Source organism: Arthrobacter sp. StoSoilB22 (genome assembly GCF_019977315.1).
Classification (GTDB): Bacteria; Actinomycetota; Actinomycetes; order Actinomycetales; family Micrococcaceae; genus Arthrobacter.
In genome coordinates this window covers 891,806-908,464 of the sequence record NZ_AP024652.1, presented here as the reverse complement: position 1 = coordinate 908,464, position 16,659 = coordinate 891,806, and the positions used below count along the sequence as shown (strand labels likewise).

The window sequence follows — 16,659 nt, the reverse complement described above, 5'->3', positions numbered from 1 at the left end:
CGGAAGATCATTGAAACTGTCAGAGCCCCCGCATAGTGTTCTTCCTGTCTTCACATCGCAGACATCAGTCGCAGCTTTTGCCACGGCGTAACAACAGGAGCTTCATCTATGCCCAAGCCTGACATCACTCCCGGTTCCCCTTGCTGGATCGACCTCATGACGTCCGATACTGAGAAGGCCAAGGCCTTCTACACGGCACTTTTCGGCTGGACCTATGAGACCGGAGACCAGGAAAAGTACGGTGGCTACATCACCGCTTTCAAGGACGGCGGGATGGTGGCAGGCATCATGGAGAAGCAGGCGGACATGGGTGCCATGCCGGACGTTTGGTCCACTTACCTGCGCACCGATGACATCGCAGCCACCACTGAGGCAGCGGCAGCCAACGGCGGACAGGTGCTCCTGGAACCCATGGAGGTGCCTGAGCAGGGCAGCATGGCCATGTATGGGGATGCCTCGGGCGCCGCCATCGGCGCCTGGCAGTTCGGCGAGATGAAAGGCTACGAGGTCGCGGCAGAAGCCGGGGCTCCGGCCTGGCACGAACTTCTTGCCAAGGACTACGAGTCCGCTGTCACCTTCTATCAGAAGGTCTTCGGCTGGGACACGGCAGTCATGAGCGACACCCCGGATTTCCGTTACGTAACGCTTGGGGCCGGTGACGACGCCAAGGCAGGCATCATGGACGCCTCCGGTTTCCTGCCCGAACAGGTCCCCTCCATGTGGAGCGTGTATTTCGCGGTGGAAGACACCAATGTCAGCGTGGAGCAAGCCACGGCTCTCGGTGCCACCGTCATGCAGCCCGCGGAGGACACACCTTTCGGCCGGCTGGCCACCTTGTCGGACCCCACGGGAGCCGTCTTCAAGGTCATTCAGGACCTGGGGCAAACCAGCTAGTCGCGGAACTACCGGGCCGTTGCTCGGTCCCCCATTGTTGACCCCGGGTCAACCCTCCATTCATCCGTTCGTGTTCAGCTAGGTCCGAGGCAGCTTTACCCGGGAGTAACTTCCGGCATTCGCCCACTTCACAAGACAGTGGGCGCCATTCATGGAGCTCCACAGAGCTCACTGATGAAAGTTCAAGCGGATGAAATTTATGCATAGGAAATCCTTGGCGGGAACGGTCCTGTCAATGGGGTTGCTCGCGGCCCCGCTGACGGCCGTCCCAGCCATGGCAGCGGACGAACCTGCCGCCGCCGGTACCTCCCCGGTGGTGATCAACGAGGCCTACCTCAGCGGCGGGAGCAACGGCGCGGCCTTCAAGAACAAGTTCGTGGAGCTGTACAACTCCTCGGACGCGCCGGTCAGCCTGGCCGGATGGTCCCTGCAGTACAGGTCTGCCACGGCTACGGCAGCACCCACGGGTGTCACCCCATTGACGGGCAGCATTCCCGCCAAGGGGTACTTCCTGGTCAAGGGTGCCACCAATAGCGGCACATCAACGGCGCCGGATCTACCCGCTGCCGATGTTCAGGCAACCGGCACGCTTAACCCCAGCGGAACCACGGGAACCCTGGTCCTGGCCAAACAGGCCACTGCAATCTCTTCACTTCCAGCAGGATCAGTGACGGGCAATGCAGCCATCGCCGACCTTCTGGGCTACGGCACCTCCAACACGTTTGAGACCGCCGTTGCCTCCGCACCCGCCGGCAACTCGGACGTCAAGAGCCTTAATCGCACCAATGGTGTGGACACCGACTCCAACGCGGCGGACTTCAGCCTCAGCGCCACCATCACTCCCACCGCCTCCAACGGCGGCGAAACACCGCCCGTAGACCCCCAGCCCGGGTTTAAGGCCATCGCCGAGATCCAGGGAACCGGCCCGGCCAGTCCGTTTGTGGGCAGCACCGTGACAACCAGCGGCAAGGTCACAGCCGTCTACGCAACCGGCGGTTTCAACGGCTACTACGTCCAAACCGCCGGAAGCGGCGGTGACAACGCGGGGGCGGCCAGGACGGCGTCGGACGCTTTGTTCGTCTATTCGCCGTCGACGGCGGCAGCGGTCCAGCCGGGCGACTACGTGCAACTCACCGGTGTGGTCAGCGAATTCGCCAGTCAAACCCAGCTGACCGTTGAGGCGGCGGGGTTGAAGAAGCTCACCGAGGCGGCACCGGAGGTCAAGTCCACGCCGTTCACGTTGCCTGCCAACGAGGCCGGGCGGGAAAGCCTGGAGGGTATGCTCCTGGCTCCTCAGGGTGACTTCACGGTCACGGACAACTATTCCCTGAACCAGTACGGTGAGATCGGCCTCGCAGCCGGCACATCCCCTCTGGTGCAGCCCACTGCTGTGGCAGCCTACGGCTCCGCCGAGCACGCGGCCGTGGTGGCGGACAACGCCCTGCGCGGTATCAAGCTCGACGACGGCGCGTCCACCAATTTCTTGAAGGACGCCTCCACCAAGGCCCAGCAACTTCCGTACCTGACCACGTCCGACCCTGTCCGTGTCGGCTCACCCGCAAAGTTCCGGACCGACGTCATTCTGGGCTACGGCAACAACTCCTGGAAGTTCCAGCCACTGACCGCCCTGACAGCGGCCAACGCTGACTCCGTCCAGCCTGCGAGCTTCACCGCCAGCAGGCCAACAGGCCCCGCTGACGTAGGTGGCAACCTCAAACTGGCCTCCTTCAACGTGCTGAACTACTTCCCCACCACCGGTGACCAGCTGGCAGGCTGTGTCTTCTACACCGATCGCGACGGCAACCCGATCACGGTCAAAGAGGGCTGCAACGCCCGCGGTGCTGCCAACGCGGAGAACTTTGAGCGCCAGCAGAGCAAGATCGTCACAGCCATCACCAAGTCCGGCGCAGACGTCGTATCCCTCGAGGAAATCGAGAACTCGGCACAGTTCGGCAAGAACCGCGACGACGCCTTGTCCAAGCTGGTGGATGCCCTCAACGTCAAGACACCCGGTGTTTGGGACTACGTGCGCACTCCCGCCAACGCTCCCCCGCTGAGCGACGAGGACATGATCCGTACAGCATTCATCTACAAGAAAGCCGTGGCCGAGCCCGTGGGTGAGTCCATCATCCACAATGACACCGTGGCTTTCGCAAGTGCCCGCAAGCCCCTCGCGCAAGTCTTCAAGCCAGTTGGCGGAGACGATGACAAGAAGTTCATCGCGATCGTGAACCACTTCAAGTCCAAGGGCTCGGCAGCGACCCCGGATGACACTGACAAGGGCCAGGGCGCCTCGAACATCGCCCGTACCAAGCAGGCCGAATCCCTGCTGGCCTTCTCCAAGGACCTTCAGGCCTCGAAAGGCACAGACAAGGTCTTCCTCATTGGTGACTTCAACGCCTACTCCAAAGAAGATCCCATCAACGTCCTGACGGGCGCCGGCTACACGGACCTGGAAGCCGGCACCGGCAAGCACTCCTACCTGTTCGGTGGCATGGTCGGCTCCCTGGACCACATCCTCGCGTCCCCGGCCGCCCACAAAGTGGTCACCGGAACTGACATCTGGAACATCAACTCCGTAGAGTCTGTCGCGCTGGAGTACAGCAGGTATAACAACAATGTGACCAACTACTATGCCGGTGACGAGTTCCGGGCCAGCGACCACGACCCCGTGGTGGTGGGCCTGAACCTGACTGCCGACGAACCGGCAACTGTTGACCTGCAGTTCCTGGGTATCAACGACTTCCACGGCCGGATTGACTCCAACACAGTCCTCTTCGCCGGAACAGTCGAGAAGCTCCGGGCGGCAGCAGCTCCCGGCGCTACGGCCTTCATTTCCGCCGGCGACAACATCGGTGCTTCCCTCTTCGCTTCCGCAGTAGCGAAGGACCAGCCCACCATCGACGTCTTGAACGCGCTCGAATTGCAGGCTTCCGCTGTGGGCAACCACGAGTTCGACGGCGGTTGGGCGGACCTGCGCGACCGCGTCGTCGCTGGAGGTACCAACGCGAAGTTCGCCTACTTGGGTGCGAACGTCTATCAGAAGGGCACCACCACACCGGTCCTGCCGGAGTACAAGGTGCTGGACATGAACGGCATGCGGGTGGCAGTGATCGGTACTGTGACGCAGGAAGTTCCTTCCCTGGTGACGCCGGCCGGAATTGCGGATCTGGAGTTCGGCGATCCTGTGGAAGCCATCAACCGGGTGGCCGCGAAGATCAAGGCCGACAACCTGGCAGACCTCATCATCGTGGAAAACCACGACGGCGCGGCCTCCGGAACGCCCGAAGGTGCCACGTTGGAACAGGAAGTTGCAGCCGGCGGGCCGTTCGCCAAACTGGTCAACGAAACCACTCCTGACGTCGCCGCGATTTTCACGGGACACACCCACAAGGAGTATGCCTGGGACGCTCCGATCCTGAACGCCAGCGGTCAGCCCACCGGCAAGACCCGCCCGATCGTGCAGACCGGTAACTACGGTGAAAACGTGGGAACCGTGACCCTCACAGTGGACACGGCAAGCAAAACAGTGACCGCTTACAAGGCCGCAATCGTAGACCGGACAACCGATACCGCGGACAGCCTCGTTGCTGCCTACCCGCGGGTGGCCGCTGTGAAGACCATCGTGGACAAGGCCCTCGAAGAGGCTGCCGTCATTGGCAACCAGCCCGTTGGCGCAGTAACCGCTGATATCACCACCGCCTTCACCCCGGATCCGGCGGGCGGCGCCCCTAAGCGGGACGATCGCGCGAGTGAGTCCACGCTGGGCAACCTGGTAGCGGACTCACTGGTGGACACGCTCAAGGCGCCTGAACTGGGTGCGGCGGAGATCGGCGTCGTAAACCCCGGCGGCCTGCGTAATGAGCTGTACTACGCGCCCGATGGCACCATCACCTACGCCGAAGCCAACGCCGTCCTGCCGTTCGTGAACAACCTTTGGACCACGTCCCTAACCGGCGCGCAGTTCAAGACGCTCCTGGAGCAGCAGTGGCAGACCAACGCCGACGGCACCATTCCCAGCCGCCCCTACCAGCAGCTGGGTGTGTCCAAGAACGTTAATTACACCTACGACGCCGCTCGCCCCGCCGGGGACCGTATCACCGGCATCTGGGTGAACGGAGCCGTGATTGATCCTGCCAAGCAGTACAGGATCGGGACCTTCAGCTTCCTGGCTACCGGAGGTGACAACTTCCGGATTTTCAAGGAAGGCAGCAACACCAAGGACACTGGCCTGGTGGACCGCGATGCGTGGATCAAGTACCTGCAGGCACACAAGCCCGTGTCCCCGGACTTCGCACGCCGATCCGTTGCCGTGGCCAACACCACGGCGCCTGAGGTGAAGGCCGGAGACTCCATGGCTCTGGCGGTCTCCAAGCTGAACCTCACCTCCATCGGCAGCCCGGCCAACGCAACGCTGAACGCTGTGTTCGTAGATTCCAAGGGTGCAGCGATAGCGCTCGGCTCGGTCCCCGTGACCGCGGGAAGCGCCACTGTGGACCTCAAGGTTCCCGCAGCGGCAGCTGCAGGCACCGGAACCTTGGTGCTCACCGCCGTCGAAAGCGGAACCGTAGTGAAGGCGCTGGTACAGGTGGCAGAGAGCGGCCCGAATCCGCCGCAGTGCACCGCGCCTACCAAGCCGTCGAAGTGGTACGACATTGCGGGATGGCTCAGGTACGCGTTTGCATGGCTGGAGTATCAACGGTGCCTGAGGGGCTGATCCGCTCCTTAGCGTGACCATGAAAAGCAGGGCCTCTCACCGCGTTGTTGGTGAGAGGCCCTGCTGCTGTTTGAACGTTGGGGCGCCCCGGGTCGTTAGCGGCCCAGAATGCTCCGGGCAATCTCGTCCGCATCGCGAAGGGTCCGTTGTCCGCTCGCGTAGGCCGGGCCGGTGCGCGGCCTCGCTTCCGCGGCAATGGCCGTACCCCACTGTGAAGCTGACAGTTGGAGGCCCAGGACATACAAGTCCTCCGTGACGGATCCGTTGGCTGCCAAGGGCCTGTAGGGGTGCGGTTCCACATCGAGCCCGGTGGTCTGCATGGGCGTTCCCTCAACGCTCATCATGATCTTGGTGCGCACCAAACCATCTGCCATAAGCTGCTCCAGCAAGGGCGAGAGGTTGATGCCCACCCTGTTGGCCGGCGACATCGCCTCCACAAGTGTCCGCGCTTCCACCGGGGAGTCATGAACCCAAGGAGACACCGCCCGGAACACCCTGGCCCCGCGGTCCACACTGAACTTCGGGTCCGGGCCAACAAAACTTACGACGCCGGCACGCGCCAAAGCGGCCAACTGCTCCGAACGCAGCGCAGGCGCTCCGCTGGCCAGACCTTCAACGAATGACTCGAACCAGCCCCGCAAACCCGCCAGCCAGGATTCATCGGTGATCCCGCCATCCGCCACCACGGATTTGAGGATGGCCCGGCCGGTGTGGAGAGCCCCGATGGCCATCTTGACGGGGTCCGCCTCGCCCAGCGCCGAGCGGCGGGCATCATCATCAAGGTAGGCCGTGATAGCGGCGTCCAGCTCGCTCCGGGAAGCGAAAGTCCGGCCCGCGAGCGGTGCTGCGAGCCCTCTCAAATTCAGCCGGCGGGACGCGGCAACGTGTTTTTCAACGAGGTTCCCCACCTCAATTTCCCAGTTCGCAGTGGTGTGCGCATGCGGTTGGAGCGCATCCTCAAGATCGGCGAGGAACTGCGCGGGATCCTTGATCGCGGCGGGCTGGGACCGGGCAAGCGTTGAGTAGTAGGCCCACAGCGCATCGCGGTGAAGCAACGGCCAGAGGTCATGATCAAACCCGGGCTGGATGCCAGCCGCACGGAACCGGTCCACGGCGTCTTCTGTCAGGTAGCGCATGGTGATGCTGCTGGGGTAGTAGCCCGCCAAGCCCGCCTTGGCCCGGTACGGGGTGCCCCTGCGGGATGCCGCAATGATCCTTGGCTCCCGGCCCGAGGGCCGGTATTCGAGCACACCGGCGCCGGGTGAGCTGGCCTCAACGAACTTGCCGCCACGACCCTCCGTCAATTGACCCATGACGTCAAAGAAGTTCAAGCCCATGCCCCGGACCAGCACAGGTTCATTGTCCGGCACAGCCTGCCAATCAACGTCAGCCGGTGGAGCAGGCGGGAAGTACAGCAGGCCCTGCTCGTCCGCGGCACTCTTGAAAGAGCGCTGCTCAGGACTTAGCCGGGACTCGATGTGGCCCAGCGCGAGGACCACGGAACCGACGGTGAGGGTGCCGCCGTTGGCGAGTTCGACGTCGAACCCCTCCGCTACCGGTCTCGCCGCAACGGCGAGCGTCTGGTGGAAGGTGACCTCGACGCCGTCGGGCAGCCGTTCCAGCAAGCCCGCCAACGTTTGGCGAAGGTACCGTCCGTACAGTGCCCGGCTGGGGAAGTCGTGCGATTCGAGAGTGGCCAGCTCCGCCTTCTCGGCGTCGTTCAATCCCACGCCATCACGACGACGGGCCTCCCGCCACTGATCAAACGAACCACCCGCGAGCGGCGGTGCGAGCTCAGAGTCCTCGGGGATGAGCGTGGGATAGAAAGACTGCGTGTTCATCAGGTACAGCCGGGACTGCTCCGGCTGCCACACGTGACCCGAACCGGCCGGGTAAGGGTCCACAACTTCGATACGAAGGGTGGCCCCTGGCTGTGTGTCCGCAGCCCAATTCGCGAGCAACCTCTCAAGGACACTGGTGCCCCGAGGGCCGGCCCCAATCAGGGCAACACGTTTGGTCTGCGATTTAGCCACGCTCAAGCCTAACTTCTGCGTGACTTGCTTACCGTCGAAGAGTGTTGCTTGGATGGGGCGATGACCACCACAGAAGCTGATCAATCGCCACTTCCCAACAACGAGACCGCGCAGGCCCGCAGCCCGCGGCATGCAGCGGACGTTGCACCTGAGCCAACGGACGAAAACGTCTGGCTTGAGGACATCCACGGCGAAGAGCAACTGGCGTGGGTCCGCGAGCAGAATGCCCGCACCGAGGAATTGCTGGAGGACGCCGAATACGAGGCCGTTGAGGCCGGCATCCTGGAGGTCCTCGACTCCAACGATCGCATCGCAATGGTCTCCAAACGCGGCGATTTCTACTACAACTTCTGGAAAGACCAGGAACACCCCAAGGGCCTCTGGCGCCGCACCACCTGGGAAAGCTACCTCACCGAGGAACCCGAGTGGGACGTTCTGCTGGACGTCGACGCCCTCGCCGCCGCTGAAGGCGTCGAGTGGGTGTTCCATGGGGCCGGTTTCCTCCGTCCGGACGACGGCTCCGAGTACCGCCTGGCCATGGTTTCGCTCTCCCCCGACGGCGGCGACGCGGACCGCCACCGCGAGTTCGACGTCGAATCCCGCACCTTCGTGGAGGGTGGCTTTGACCTGCCCACAGCCAAAGGCAACGTCAGCTGGCTGGACGCCGACACTTTGCTGGTCTCCAGCACAGCCGAAGGCCTGCCCGCCACATCGTCGTCCTATGCGCGTACCGGTGTTAAGCTCCGCCGCGGCCAGTCCCTGGCCGACGCTGAGCGCCTCTTCGAAATCCCCGAGGACCACATGCTGGCCATGGTGGCCCACGACTCCACCCCGGGTTACGAGCGGACTTTCGCCGTGGACTACATCGACTTCTACAACCGCACCACATCCCTGCGGCGCGACGACACGTGGGTGGCAATCGACGTTCCCACCGACGTGAACATCAGCGCCCACCGGGACTGGCTGCTGTTCCGCCCGCAAAAAGACTGGGAGGTTGCCGGCGTTGTCTACCCTGCCGGTTCCTTGCTGGCCGCCGACTTCGACTCCTATCTGGCAGGGACCCGTTCTCTGCTGGTCCTGTTCACGCCGGATGCCCACACGTCTCTGCAGTCCTGGAGCTGGACCAAGGACTACCTCCTGCTGAACCTCCTGCGCGATGTCTCCTCCGAGATCCGCGTGCTTGACCCGTCTGTTGTTGACTCCGATGGGGTGTGGGCATCCACTGTCCTGGACGCCTGCCCTCCCCTGCACGACGTCAATGCCTACGCCGTGGACGACGAAGACACCGGCGCTGAAGGCAACGACTTCTGGCTGGTGGCCACGGGCTTCACCACGCCGACGACGTTGACTCGAGGAACTCTTGTTGCAGCCTCTTCCGGGGGCTCCGGGGTGGGTAGCCGCCACGCCGAAGTGAAGCGGTCGCCGTCGTTCTTTACCGAAGCCGACTACGAAGTCCAGCAACACTTCGCGGAGTCTGCGGACGGCACCCGCGTGCCGTACTTCCAGGTTGCTTCGAAAGATCTGGTGTTGGACGGCCAGAACCCCACGCAGCTCTCCGGCTATGGAGGCTTCGAAGTTTCCCGGACCCCCGCGTACAGCGGAACGGTAGGCCGGGCCTGGCTTGAGCGCCGGACCTCGGGCGCAGCGTCCGACGACGGAGCTGCCGCCCACTCGCGTGGCGGCGTTTACGTGGTTGCCAACATCCGCGGAGGCGGCGAATACGGTCCCTCCTGGCACCGCGCGGCCCTTCAGGAAAACCGACACCGTGCCTACGAGGACTTCGCCGCCGTAGCGAAGGACCTCATCTCTCGTGGCGTTACCAGCCGGCGCCGGCTCGGTTGCGTCGGTGGTTCCAACGGCGGGCTCCTGGTGGGAAACATGCTGACCCAGTACCCCGAATTGTTCGGCGCCGTGTCCTGCGGAGTGCCGCTCCTGGACATGCGCCGCTACACCAAGCTCTCCGCCGGTTACTCCTGGATTGCCGAATATGGCGACCCGGATGTCCCGGCGCAATGGGAGTTCATCCGCACCTTCTCGCCGTACCACTTGCTTCACGACGGCGTGGAATACCCGGAAACCTTCATCTGGACTGCCACCTCGGATGACCGGGTGGGTCCTGTCCAAGCCCGCAAAATGGCAGCGCGCATGCAGGCCATGGGCATCCCGAACGTCTGGTTCCATGAAGCGTTGGAAGGCGGCCACGCGGGAGCCTCCGACAACAGGCAGGCTGCAGCGCTTCAGGCCCGGAGCAACCACTTCCTGTGGCGTTCGCTGGCTGGGAGCCACTGACACCCCGGGCCCCCGGCGCCGGCCCTCGGCCCCGGCCCCCGCTTCGATGGTTCCCTGCTCAGAGTGCCGCGCGCACGGCATGTCTGGCAGGGAACCATCGAAATGGAGGGCTTGGCCGGGACGTTTTGCGCTGAACGGCTCGTTCTGCGTATCCTTGGTGGGCTAGCAATAGCAAAGGGAGACGTGCCAGAGCGGCCGAATGGGCTTCACTGCTAATGAAGTGTGGGGCACAACTCCACCGGGGGTTCAAATCCCCCCGTCTCCGCCCCGGGAAGCCCGGTAACTCAACGAAGTTACCGGGCTTCCCCCCTGAAACCGAGAAAATCCCCCCTAGAACTGTTAAAGTTCAGTCATGGAATCCCCCCGAACCGGTGAGTTCTAGGGGGTTTTTGTTTTTCCGGGTGAGCGCATCAGTTCCTCCCGGTCCAACACTTTAGGGGGAAGCATGACCATCACCGAGTTCCTTGAAGCCAGGATTGCTGAGGATGAGCAGCAGGCAAAGTCCTGCCAGTATTTGGGCTGGTTCCCGGCGAAGAAGTATGGGGTGACCACCGTGAGTCATGCCCGTGTACTTGCTGAGTGCGCGGCAAAACGGGCGATCATCAAGCAAGCAGAAGAAGCGACAGGCGACAGAGGCACAGTCATCGCTGAATACTGCGGCAGCGACGCCGAACGGACTCAGTCCTGGGCGGAGGACCCTGGCAAGCTGATACTCGAAGCCCTGGCATCTGTCTACAGGGACCACCCGGACTACCGACAGGAGTGGGCGGCGTAATGGCAACCATCGAGACTCGGAAGAACGCGGCCGGGAAGATCACCAGTTACCGCGTCGAGTGGTACGACAAGGGAAAGCGGAACAGGCAGACACTGCCCACCGAGACCGCAGCGGTTCAGTGGAAGGAGCTGCTCGAAGCGGTCAAGCATGACACCCAGGCTGCCCAGACGGCACTGCTGCGCCAGGTCTCCAAGTCCCCTTCATTCGAGGACGTAGCGCTCGGGCACATCGAGCGGCTGATCAACGTCCGCGAGTACACGATCAAGCGTTACCGCGGCTACATCAAAAACCACTTCGTGGGCCTCGGACATCTGCCCGTCGACCAGATCACGGAGGACGACCTCATTCGCTGGATCAAGGGAATGGTCAAGAAAGGCTGTTCCCCCAAGACAGTCGCCAACGTGCACGGCTTCATCCACGCTGCCATGAACTCCGCCGTCCGACGTCGCCTGCGGCCGGACAACCCGTGCAACGGCCGTCTCCTGCCAAAGGACGACACCACCGAAGACAAAGCCATGTTCCTCACCATGGACCAGATGCACCTCATCATCGACCAGACCGACGACTGGCAGCGCCCCATGTGGCTCCTGCTTATCGGCTCTGGGCTGCGCCTGGGCGAGGCAACTGCGCTCACCCGGGCAGACTTCCAGCTAGACGCTGCAACGCCGTCAGTGAGGATTACCAAGGCCTACCAAGAGATGGAAGACGGATGGGCGGTCGGAGCCCCGAAGACGAAGAAAGCGCGCCGCACAGTGGCGCTGGCGCCCTCCACGGTCGAAGCCATCCGCTCCCGTGTCGAATCAGCAGCGCCAGGCAGGCCAATCTTCACAGTCTCGCCAGACACTCTGGTCTACCCGCAACACCGCCAATGGCTCGACGGCTGGTATGACGCAGTAAAAGCTGCCGAAGCAAACGAGGACAACCCGCTGAAGATCCACAAGCGGCCACGCATCCACGACATCCGACACTCACACGCCTCCATGATGATCGCCGGCGGCATGAACCTCTACGAGCTCGCAAACCGCCTCGGACACGAATCCATCATCACGACCACCAAGACCTACGGCCACCTTGTGCCAGACGCCCACTTCCGGGCCGCGGCGATGGTCGAGACGGCTCTGAATCAGAGCATCGCGTCCTAGACGCAAAAAGAAGCCCCCACCAAGACGGTGGGGGCTTCCTTTCGTTAAGTCCTATTCCTGCGGGTCGTCATCCACCCCGGCCTCGCGCAGAGCCTTTGCGGCCGCCGCCCTGAACGCCTCAGAGTCCGCGCCGAGCTTCTCGCAGATCACCTCGACATCGTTAAGAGTAAATGGGGACTCGTCGCGTAAACGCTTGCCCATGTACGTTGAGGATAAGCCGGTATCTAGGGCCAGTTGCTTGGCTGTGATCCGGCGGCGCGCCAGAGCAGCACGCACCTCCGCTGCGAAGGCGCGCGCGAGTTGTCCTGATTCTGGCTGTTTCCCCGATGGCATGACCATAATCTATCCGTTCCGGCGTCAGAAACCCCCATGAGGCATGCCGACGCCTAGTTCGTGCGCTCCAAAACCCATATGAGTTCTCACCACTCATCTTTAACTTCAAGTATGGGATATGGGTGCGTCAATCCCAAATTTAACTCTCAGACCCCATAACGCTACTCTTTAACGCGTCTGGACTTAATCCTGCTAGGCAGATGCAGGGTTGCTATCTTGTCGGCTGCTCGTCGTAAGCTAACGAGTAATCGAACATACTTTCGAATGCGGGGACGGTTTTATGGATTCAGAGCGGTTGGTTGCACTAGCACGAGATACGCCTACGGGCGTCTTGTGCGGAGCCTGGGGCGTGCAAGCTGACTTGGTACAGGGCGTTAAAAACGGAGAGCGCCCCATGACCATCCGAGAGGTAGGGGCGCTCGCTGAATTGAGGGGGAAGACCTTAGCTAGCCTCCTCACCACTCTCTAGCCGGCGCTCTGCGCGCTGGGCCAGTTCGACCATCGACAGGCCCAGCGCGCTAGCAATCCCCGCAAATGCCGGCATGGGAATGTCACGCGCACCTGATAGGTAGCGGTGAAGCGTACTTGCCTGCATGTTCGTGGCCTTAGCCAGGTCAGCTTGCTTCCAGCCGATGGCGGCCGTCTCGGCCTTGATCTCCGCTGCGATGGCTGACTGAATGTCGCTTCCGTAAGTTCCCATATGGCAAATTTAGCAACCATTTGGGAACTTAACAACTCTCTAGGGCAACTTTTGTGTACCCGCGCTCGCGCGCGCGTGCGCGGACGTGCGTGTGAGTGTACTCACATTCTGGGCAAATGCACCACTTGGATGTACTCGAAAATGGTAGCGCGGCCTACTTGCTTTTCCTTCCCATATGGGAATAGTCTTCCCATATGGGAAATAACACCGCTGAGATTACCTCGGCCACAAACGAGACAATCCTCCACCAGATCACGAAGCGGCGGACCAACCGGAACGCAGTCGCCGCACGAGCCGGCGTTCCGTCCTCCACCTTCAACCGCAAGGTAGACGGCCACGGAGACTGGACCGTCAAAGAACTCGGGCAGATCGCCGAAGCCCTGGATATGAAGCTCCCCGAAGTGCTCCTTCAGGAACAAGGCGCCAGGGAATGAGTCGCTCCCAATCCTATGCAACGACGCAGGACATGGCAGCCAAATACAGGATCGGAGACGACACGGTACGTCGGAAAGCCCAAACCGGCGAATGGCCCTGCGACCGAATCGGCCGCCTCTACAGATTCTCCCCCGACCAGCAAGACGAAATCGCGCAGATAGTCGCAGGAAACCAGAGCAGCGGGTACGACAAAGACCGTATCGCAGCCGCCCTCCGAAAGCTCTCCGCGTAATAAGCACCACCCGCTGCAGCGCATAGCGCCGGCACCCTTCGCCCGACCATCTGGGCACCCCTCCTGCACTTCCATCTTTGACCTCACCCGGTGTTTTTTGCCGGAGAAAGGGCGATGACGCATGCCCAAATTGCTCCCCATCGTCATGCAGAAAAACAACAACGACCATCTTGGACTCACGTTCTCGCAGATGAAGAAAGCCGCACGCCGCTTCGAGAAACGCTGCGAGGGCTGGTTGCAAGAGGACGCAGAAGCATACGTCCTCCAACACCAAGACCCCACTGGCGAGGAAGCAGTGAAGAACGTGCTGCACACACAGAACCAGGCAGCAGCGGCACGGAGGTTGGCAGCATGAACGACGGATTGGTGAAGCGCGCAGTCAGGCAGGGCGCCAAATCGCGGCCGGTCGAGCATGGCCACGGCGGCCAGCGCACACGTAAGAACGCATTCCAATTCACGCCAGCACTGATGGATGACGCGCTCGAACGGGCCCGGCAGAAGCGAATCAAAGACGACATCAAAGCCTACGCGGCAAGGAAGAGGTCCTCATGAGGGCGATGGCGTTTGAGCAGGACAAGGACGAATGGCACGAGGACGCCGTCGCCACGATCGTCGGCCTCGCGAACTCACAGGAGACATTCAGCGCGGACGACCTCCGCCGGGAGATGCGGGAACCTGACGAACCCAGCTGGCCTGGCCGCGCGATTATCGCTGCCAAGAAGGCCGGCCACATAGAAGCCGTCACCTACCAGCCCTCCCAAGCCAAGGCCCGCAGGCACGGCGCCACCCGCGTATGGAAGAAGAAAACACCATGATCACCGGAATCTATTTCCTACTCTTCGCCGCCACGATATTCGCCGCGCCGCTGACCATCGCACGGGCACGTCAACATGACGCACGCCTGCAGCCTGTCGAGGACATCGACCTTGACGCGCTGGCCGAGGAAGCAGATACCCGCTACGAGGACGACGCGGACAGTTACAGGAAAGGTGAGCGATGAGCCAGGAACGCGATGAACTCGTCAGGGACATCATGCAGCACCCATGGCTAGTGAACGGCGAGTTCACGGGCGCCTGCCCCTCATGCCCGGATCTGATTATCAAGGGCGGTTACAACTCTCCATCACATGCCAGTCACATTGCGGATGCTCTTCTTGCCGCTGGTTACCGGAAGGCGCGAGTCATAACTACCCGCGCCGAGCAAGTGAACCTACCTAATGGAACCGTGGTTGTGACAAGGAGTGACATCTTCCAGCACTTCAACGGCTACTGGTTCGCGCCGGGAAGCAGCTACAACCATCACCTCGATGAGCTACCCCTGCCACTGACTGTTGTTCATGGGGTCCAGCCATGATCCGGAGTCCTCGCCGCGCCCCTCATGTCCAGCAGCGCCCGGCTGAGGGTATGCCGCCGGGTGGTTGGGCGGCCGCTGACCTGAACCTCCCATGGTGGTGGTACGACCAGATAGCCCGGTGCGCGACCGGATGCGAATACCCCATCAGCGGCGACCAACAACCCGAACGGAAGGGGGCGGAGTGAAGCCCACCGAGCGCCAGGCTATGAACGCCTCGTGGCACACATGTCAGGAAGAAGAGTTACCTAACAGCATCGGCGTAAACCCGGATGACGCCCGGTCCTTCTTTGAGGATGGATTCCGGGCAGCACTCGCATGGGTCAGGGAGCAACGCTCATGACCGCCGACGAAGCAGCCGCCACCCTCCCGCCGCATCTTGCAGCCAAGGCCCGGAATCCCTTGCAAGTTGAACTTGCAACAATCCTTGCCGACCAAGAGAAGGACTCGAAGAAATGACAGACCTCACAGCCATCAACTTTGAACCAGCCGAAGACCTGCCGCTCACCGCGCCGGCGGTGCCAATTCGACTCTCCGCAAAGACTCCGATCTTCACCAATGACGAACTCGAAGAGCTCTGGCAGCGGGCAGCCACGGAAACTATCCTCCGCGACGGCGACCCCTACTACAGCGAGGACGGCGAGGCGAACAGCTTCGAGCGGGCAGTGACGCCCGTTGTCGTGCAACGCCTCCTTGCCGAAATCGAGGCGGGCCGCAACGCACTGGCCGGACGCCTCTTCGACGGCGAATCCCTCAACTTCCGTGAAGCCGTCCGGACCGAAGTGCAGCAAGAACTCATGCAGTCCCGAAACCACCACCGGGCAATGGGTATCCGCATCGCCGCCAGGATCTTCGGCTCCGGACTCCGCGAATCCATCGACCGTGGCCACGTCTGCGCATTCCTGACCAGCCTCGCCGACGAAATCGAGGGCAAATAAATGAGCGTCAAATCAGCGCCGTACTACTGGCTCGTATGCGACCACGAAGGATGCGAAGCGAAGTCAACCGAAGGCGGCGACTTCTCAGCCTGGGAAGAGGAAGACAGCGCATGGGAAGAAGCGATGAACTCCGAATGGAGCGAGGTTGCCGGCAAGCACTACTGCGACCAGCACACGCTCATCCACGACCCGGAAGAAAAGCGCCTTCCCGCTGAGTGGGAAGTGGTCGATGACATCGCCATCATGGACCCCGACGGCTGGGACCGGAAGAACTTTCAAGAGTCCTGGAACACCCCCATAACCTATGACGACTGGCGATCGCGAATGATCCGATGCACCGTTGCCCGTCCGCTTCGGGAGTGGAAGCGGGAGGCTGGCAAATGAGCCGGGACCATATGAAAGCAGGCCTCGAAGCGGGCCTCGGAAAACTTGAGTACGGGCCGGACGATTCCGGGCAGGGATACCACATCTTCCCGTACGACTCAGATTCCGCAATAGCCCACGTAGACGACATGCACGCTGCTTCACTGTTCACGAACGCGCCAACGGACCTCGCCAAGCTGCACGCTGCGCTGGATGCCGTCGAGAGCGTCTGCGCGGACTGGGAGAAGCTCGCCGACGGCGACAGGTACTACGCCAGCAGGATCCGGGCCGCCATCAGGACCGCGATAGATGGCTAAGCCCGCGCCGCCTGGCATGGACCATGACCGGGCCAAAGAGAACTGGTCCCGCGGCCACAACAAACAACCCGGCTGCGACTGCCCGCCATGGCGCTACTCACCAAGCAGCCCTCGACCAACCAACCCAGACTGCAAGATCCA

The 16,659-nt window shown here is 62.2% G+C and carries 18 protein-coding genes and 1 tRNA gene; 16 read left to right on the top strand and 3 right to left on the bottom strand.

What is annotated here, in order from left to right:
- Nucleotides 1–108: 108 nt before the first annotated feature.
- Together LDN70_RS04470 and LDN70_RS04465 are read left to right on the top strand one after the other, a co-directional pair.
- Complete coding sequence (locus tag LDN70_RS04470) at nt 109–894, top strand: VOC family protein (RefSeq protein WP_223941892.1); 786 nt, start codon at nt 109–111, stop codon at nt 892–894.
- Between the two features lie 199 nt (nt 895–1,093).
- Nucleotides 1,094–5,611: an ExeM/NucH family extracellular endonuclease gene (locus LDN70_RS04465; RefSeq protein WP_223942593.1), complete on the top strand. Its 4,518-nt coding sequence runs from the start codon at nt 1,094–1,096 to the stop codon at nt 5,609–5,611.
- A gap of 95 nt (nt 5,612–5,706) precedes the next feature.
- Here LDN70_RS04465 and LDN70_RS04460 read toward each other — a convergent pair whose 3' ends face one another.
- The gene (locus LDN70_RS04460) at nt 5,707–7,644 is read right to left on the bottom strand and encodes an FAD/NAD(P)-binding protein (protein WP_223941891.1); all 1,938 of its coding nucleotides are present in this window, start codon (nt 7,642–7,644) and stop codon (nt 5,707–5,709) included.
- Between the two features lie 60 nt (nt 7,645–7,704).
- Here LDN70_RS04460 and LDN70_RS04455 point away from each other — a divergent pair, with 60 nt between their 5' ends.
- The 4 genes from LDN70_RS04455 (at nt 7,705) to LDN70_RS04440 (ending at nt 11,850) form a co-directional block, all read left to right on the top strand.
- Nucleotides 7,705–9,933: a prolyl oligopeptidase family serine peptidase gene (locus tag LDN70_RS04455; RefSeq protein WP_223941890.1), complete on the top strand. Its 2,229-nt coding sequence runs from the start codon at nt 7,705–7,707 to the stop codon at nt 9,931–9,933.
- A gap of 177 nt (nt 9,934–10,110) precedes the next feature.
- A tRNA-Ser gene (locus tag LDN70_RS04450) sits at nt 10,111–10,198 on the top strand.
- 180 nt (nt 10,199–10,378) lie between these two features.
- On the top strand, nt 10,379–10,708 hold the full coding sequence (locus tag LDN70_RS04445; RefSeq protein WP_223941889.1) for a DUF6221 family protein: 330 nt from the start codon (nt 10,379–10,381) through the stop codon (nt 10,706–10,708).
- Nucleotides 10,708–11,850: a tyrosine-type recombinase/integrase gene (locus LDN70_RS04440; RefSeq protein ID WP_223941888.1), complete on the top strand. Its 1,143-nt coding sequence runs from the start codon at nt 10,708–10,710 to the stop codon at nt 11,848–11,850. The genes LDN70_RS04445 and LDN70_RS04440 overlap by 1 nt, the downstream gene beginning before the upstream one ends.
- 51 nt (nt 11,851–11,901) lie before the next feature.
- On the opposite strand, the gene LDN70_RS04435 is transcribed toward LDN70_RS04440, so the two are convergent.
- Together LDN70_RS04435 and LDN70_RS04430 are read right to left on the bottom strand one after the other, a co-directional pair.
- Nucleotides 11,902–12,183 carry a helix-turn-helix domain-containing protein gene (locus LDN70_RS04435; protein WP_223941887.1) on the bottom strand — a complete coding sequence of 94 codons (282 nt, stop codon included), beginning with the start codon at nt 12,181–12,183 and terminating at the stop codon, nt 11,902–11,904.
- Between the two features lie 442 nt (nt 12,184–12,625).
- The gene (locus LDN70_RS04430; RefSeq protein WP_223941886.1) at nt 12,626–12,883 is read right to left on the bottom strand and encodes a helix-turn-helix domain-containing protein; all 258 of its coding nucleotides are present in this window, start codon (nt 12,881–12,883) and stop codon (nt 12,626–12,628) included.
- A gap of 194 nt (nt 12,884–13,077) precedes the next feature.
- On the opposite strand from LDN70_RS04430, the gene LDN70_RS04425 reads away from it, so the two are divergent.
- From LDN70_RS04425 to LDN70_RS04380, 10 genes are all read left to right on the top strand, one after another.
- A complete protein-coding gene (locus tag LDN70_RS04425) occupies nt 13,078–13,317 on the top strand; it encodes a helix-turn-helix domain-containing protein (RefSeq protein WP_223941885.1) in 240 nt (79 codons plus the stop codon).
- Nucleotides 13,314–13,550, top strand: a complete 237-nt coding sequence (locus tag LDN70_RS04420; RefSeq protein WP_223941884.1) for a MerR family transcriptional regulator — start codon at nt 13,314–13,316, stop codon at nt 13,548–13,550. Before LDN70_RS04425 ends, LDN70_RS04420 begins: the two co-directional genes overlap by 4 nt.
- 121 nt (nt 13,551–13,671) lie before the next feature.
- Complete coding sequence (locus tag LDN70_RS04415; protein ID WP_223941883.1) at nt 13,672–13,905, top strand: hypothetical protein; 234 nt, start codon at nt 13,672–13,674, stop codon at nt 13,903–13,905.
- Nucleotides 13,902–14,102, top strand: a complete 201-nt coding sequence (locus LDN70_RS04410; protein ID WP_062070278.1) for a hypothetical protein — start codon at nt 13,902–13,904, stop codon at nt 14,100–14,102. Before LDN70_RS04415 ends, LDN70_RS04410 begins: the two co-directional genes overlap by 4 nt.
- Entirely contained in the window at nt 14,099–14,365 is a 267-nt protein-coding gene (locus LDN70_RS04405) for a type 2 periplasmic-binding domain-containing protein (RefSeq protein WP_178996856.1), read from the top strand. Before LDN70_RS04410 ends, LDN70_RS04405 begins: the two co-directional genes overlap by 4 nt.
- Nucleotides 14,362–14,550: a hypothetical protein gene (locus tag LDN70_RS04400; RefSeq protein WP_223941882.1), complete on the top strand. Its 189-nt coding sequence runs from the start codon at nt 14,362–14,364 to the stop codon at nt 14,548–14,550. Before LDN70_RS04405 ends, LDN70_RS04400 begins: the two co-directional genes overlap by 4 nt.
- Nucleotides 14,547–14,903, top strand: coding sequence for a hypothetical protein (locus LDN70_RS04395; RefSeq protein ID WP_223941881.1), 357 nt, complete (start codon nt 14,547–14,549; stop codon nt 14,901–14,903). Before LDN70_RS04400 ends, LDN70_RS04395 begins: the two co-directional genes overlap by 4 nt.
- Before the next feature lie 452 nt (nt 14,904–15,355).
- Complete coding sequence (locus tag LDN70_RS04390) at nt 15,356–15,838, top strand: hypothetical protein (RefSeq protein ID WP_223941880.1); 483 nt, start codon at nt 15,356–15,358, stop codon at nt 15,836–15,838.
- Entirely contained in the window at nt 15,839–16,222 is a 384-nt protein-coding gene (locus LDN70_RS04385; protein ID WP_223941879.1) for a hypothetical protein, read from the top strand.
- Entirely contained in the window at nt 16,219–16,518 is a 300-nt protein-coding gene (locus tag LDN70_RS04380) for a hypothetical protein (RefSeq protein WP_223941878.1), read from the top strand. The genes LDN70_RS04385 and LDN70_RS04380 overlap by 4 nt, the downstream gene beginning before the upstream one ends.
- Nucleotides 16,519–16,659: the final 141 nt, after the last annotated feature.

Coding starts and splice junctions, on each gene's coding strand:
- LDN70_RS04470 (WP_223941892.1), top strand. CDS start 109: ATGCCCAAGCCTGACATCACTCCCGGTTCCCCTTGCTGGATCGACCTC.
- LDN70_RS04465 (WP_223942593.1), top strand. CDS start 1,094: ATGCATAGGAAATCCTTGGCGGGAACGGTCCTGTCAATGGGGTTGCTC.
- LDN70_RS04455 (WP_223941890.1), top strand. CDS start 7,705: ATGACCACCACAGAAGCTGATCAATCGCCACTTCCCAACAACGAGACC.
- LDN70_RS04445 (WP_223941889.1), top strand. CDS start 10,379: ATGACCATCACCGAGTTCCTTGAAGCCAGGATTGCTGAGGATGAGCAG.
- LDN70_RS04440 (WP_223941888.1), top strand. CDS start 10,708: ATGGCAACCATCGAGACTCGGAAGAACGCGGCCGGGAAGATCACCAGT.
- LDN70_RS04435 (WP_223941887.1), bottom strand. CDS start 12,183: ATGCCATCGGGGAAACAGCCAGAATCAGGACAACTCGCGCGCGCCTTC.
- LDN70_RS04430 (WP_223941886.1), bottom strand. CDS start 12,883: ATGGGAACTTACGGAAGCGACATTCAGTCAGCCATCGCAGCGGAGATC.
- LDN70_RS04425 (WP_223941885.1), top strand. CDS start 13,078: ATGGGAAATAACACCGCTGAGATTACCTCGGCCACAAACGAGACAATC.
- LDN70_RS04420 (WP_223941884.1), top strand. CDS start 13,314: ATGAGTCGCTCCCAATCCTATGCAACGACGCAGGACATGGCAGCCAAA.
- LDN70_RS04415 (WP_223941883.1), top strand. CDS start 13,672: ATGCCCAAATTGCTCCCCATCGTCATGCAGAAAAACAACAACGACCAT.
- LDN70_RS04410 (WP_062070278.1), top strand. CDS start 13,902: ATGAACGACGGATTGGTGAAGCGCGCAGTCAGGCAGGGCGCCAAATCG.
- LDN70_RS04405 (WP_178996856.1), top strand. CDS start 14,099: ATGAGGGCGATGGCGTTTGAGCAGGACAAGGACGAATGGCACGAGGAC.
- LDN70_RS04400 (WP_223941882.1), top strand. CDS start 14,362: ATGATCACCGGAATCTATTTCCTACTCTTCGCCGCCACGATATTCGCC.
- LDN70_RS04395 (WP_223941881.1), top strand. CDS start 14,547: ATGAGCCAGGAACGCGATGAACTCGTCAGGGACATCATGCAGCACCCA.
- LDN70_RS04390 (WP_223941880.1), top strand. CDS start 15,356: ATGACAGACCTCACAGCCATCAACTTTGAACCAGCCGAAGACCTGCCG.
- LDN70_RS04385 (WP_223941879.1), top strand. CDS start 15,839: ATGAGCGTCAAATCAGCGCCGTACTACTGGCTCGTATGCGACCACGAA.
- LDN70_RS04380 (WP_223941878.1), top strand. CDS start 16,219: ATGAGCCGGGACCATATGAAAGCAGGCCTCGAAGCGGGCCTCGGAAAA.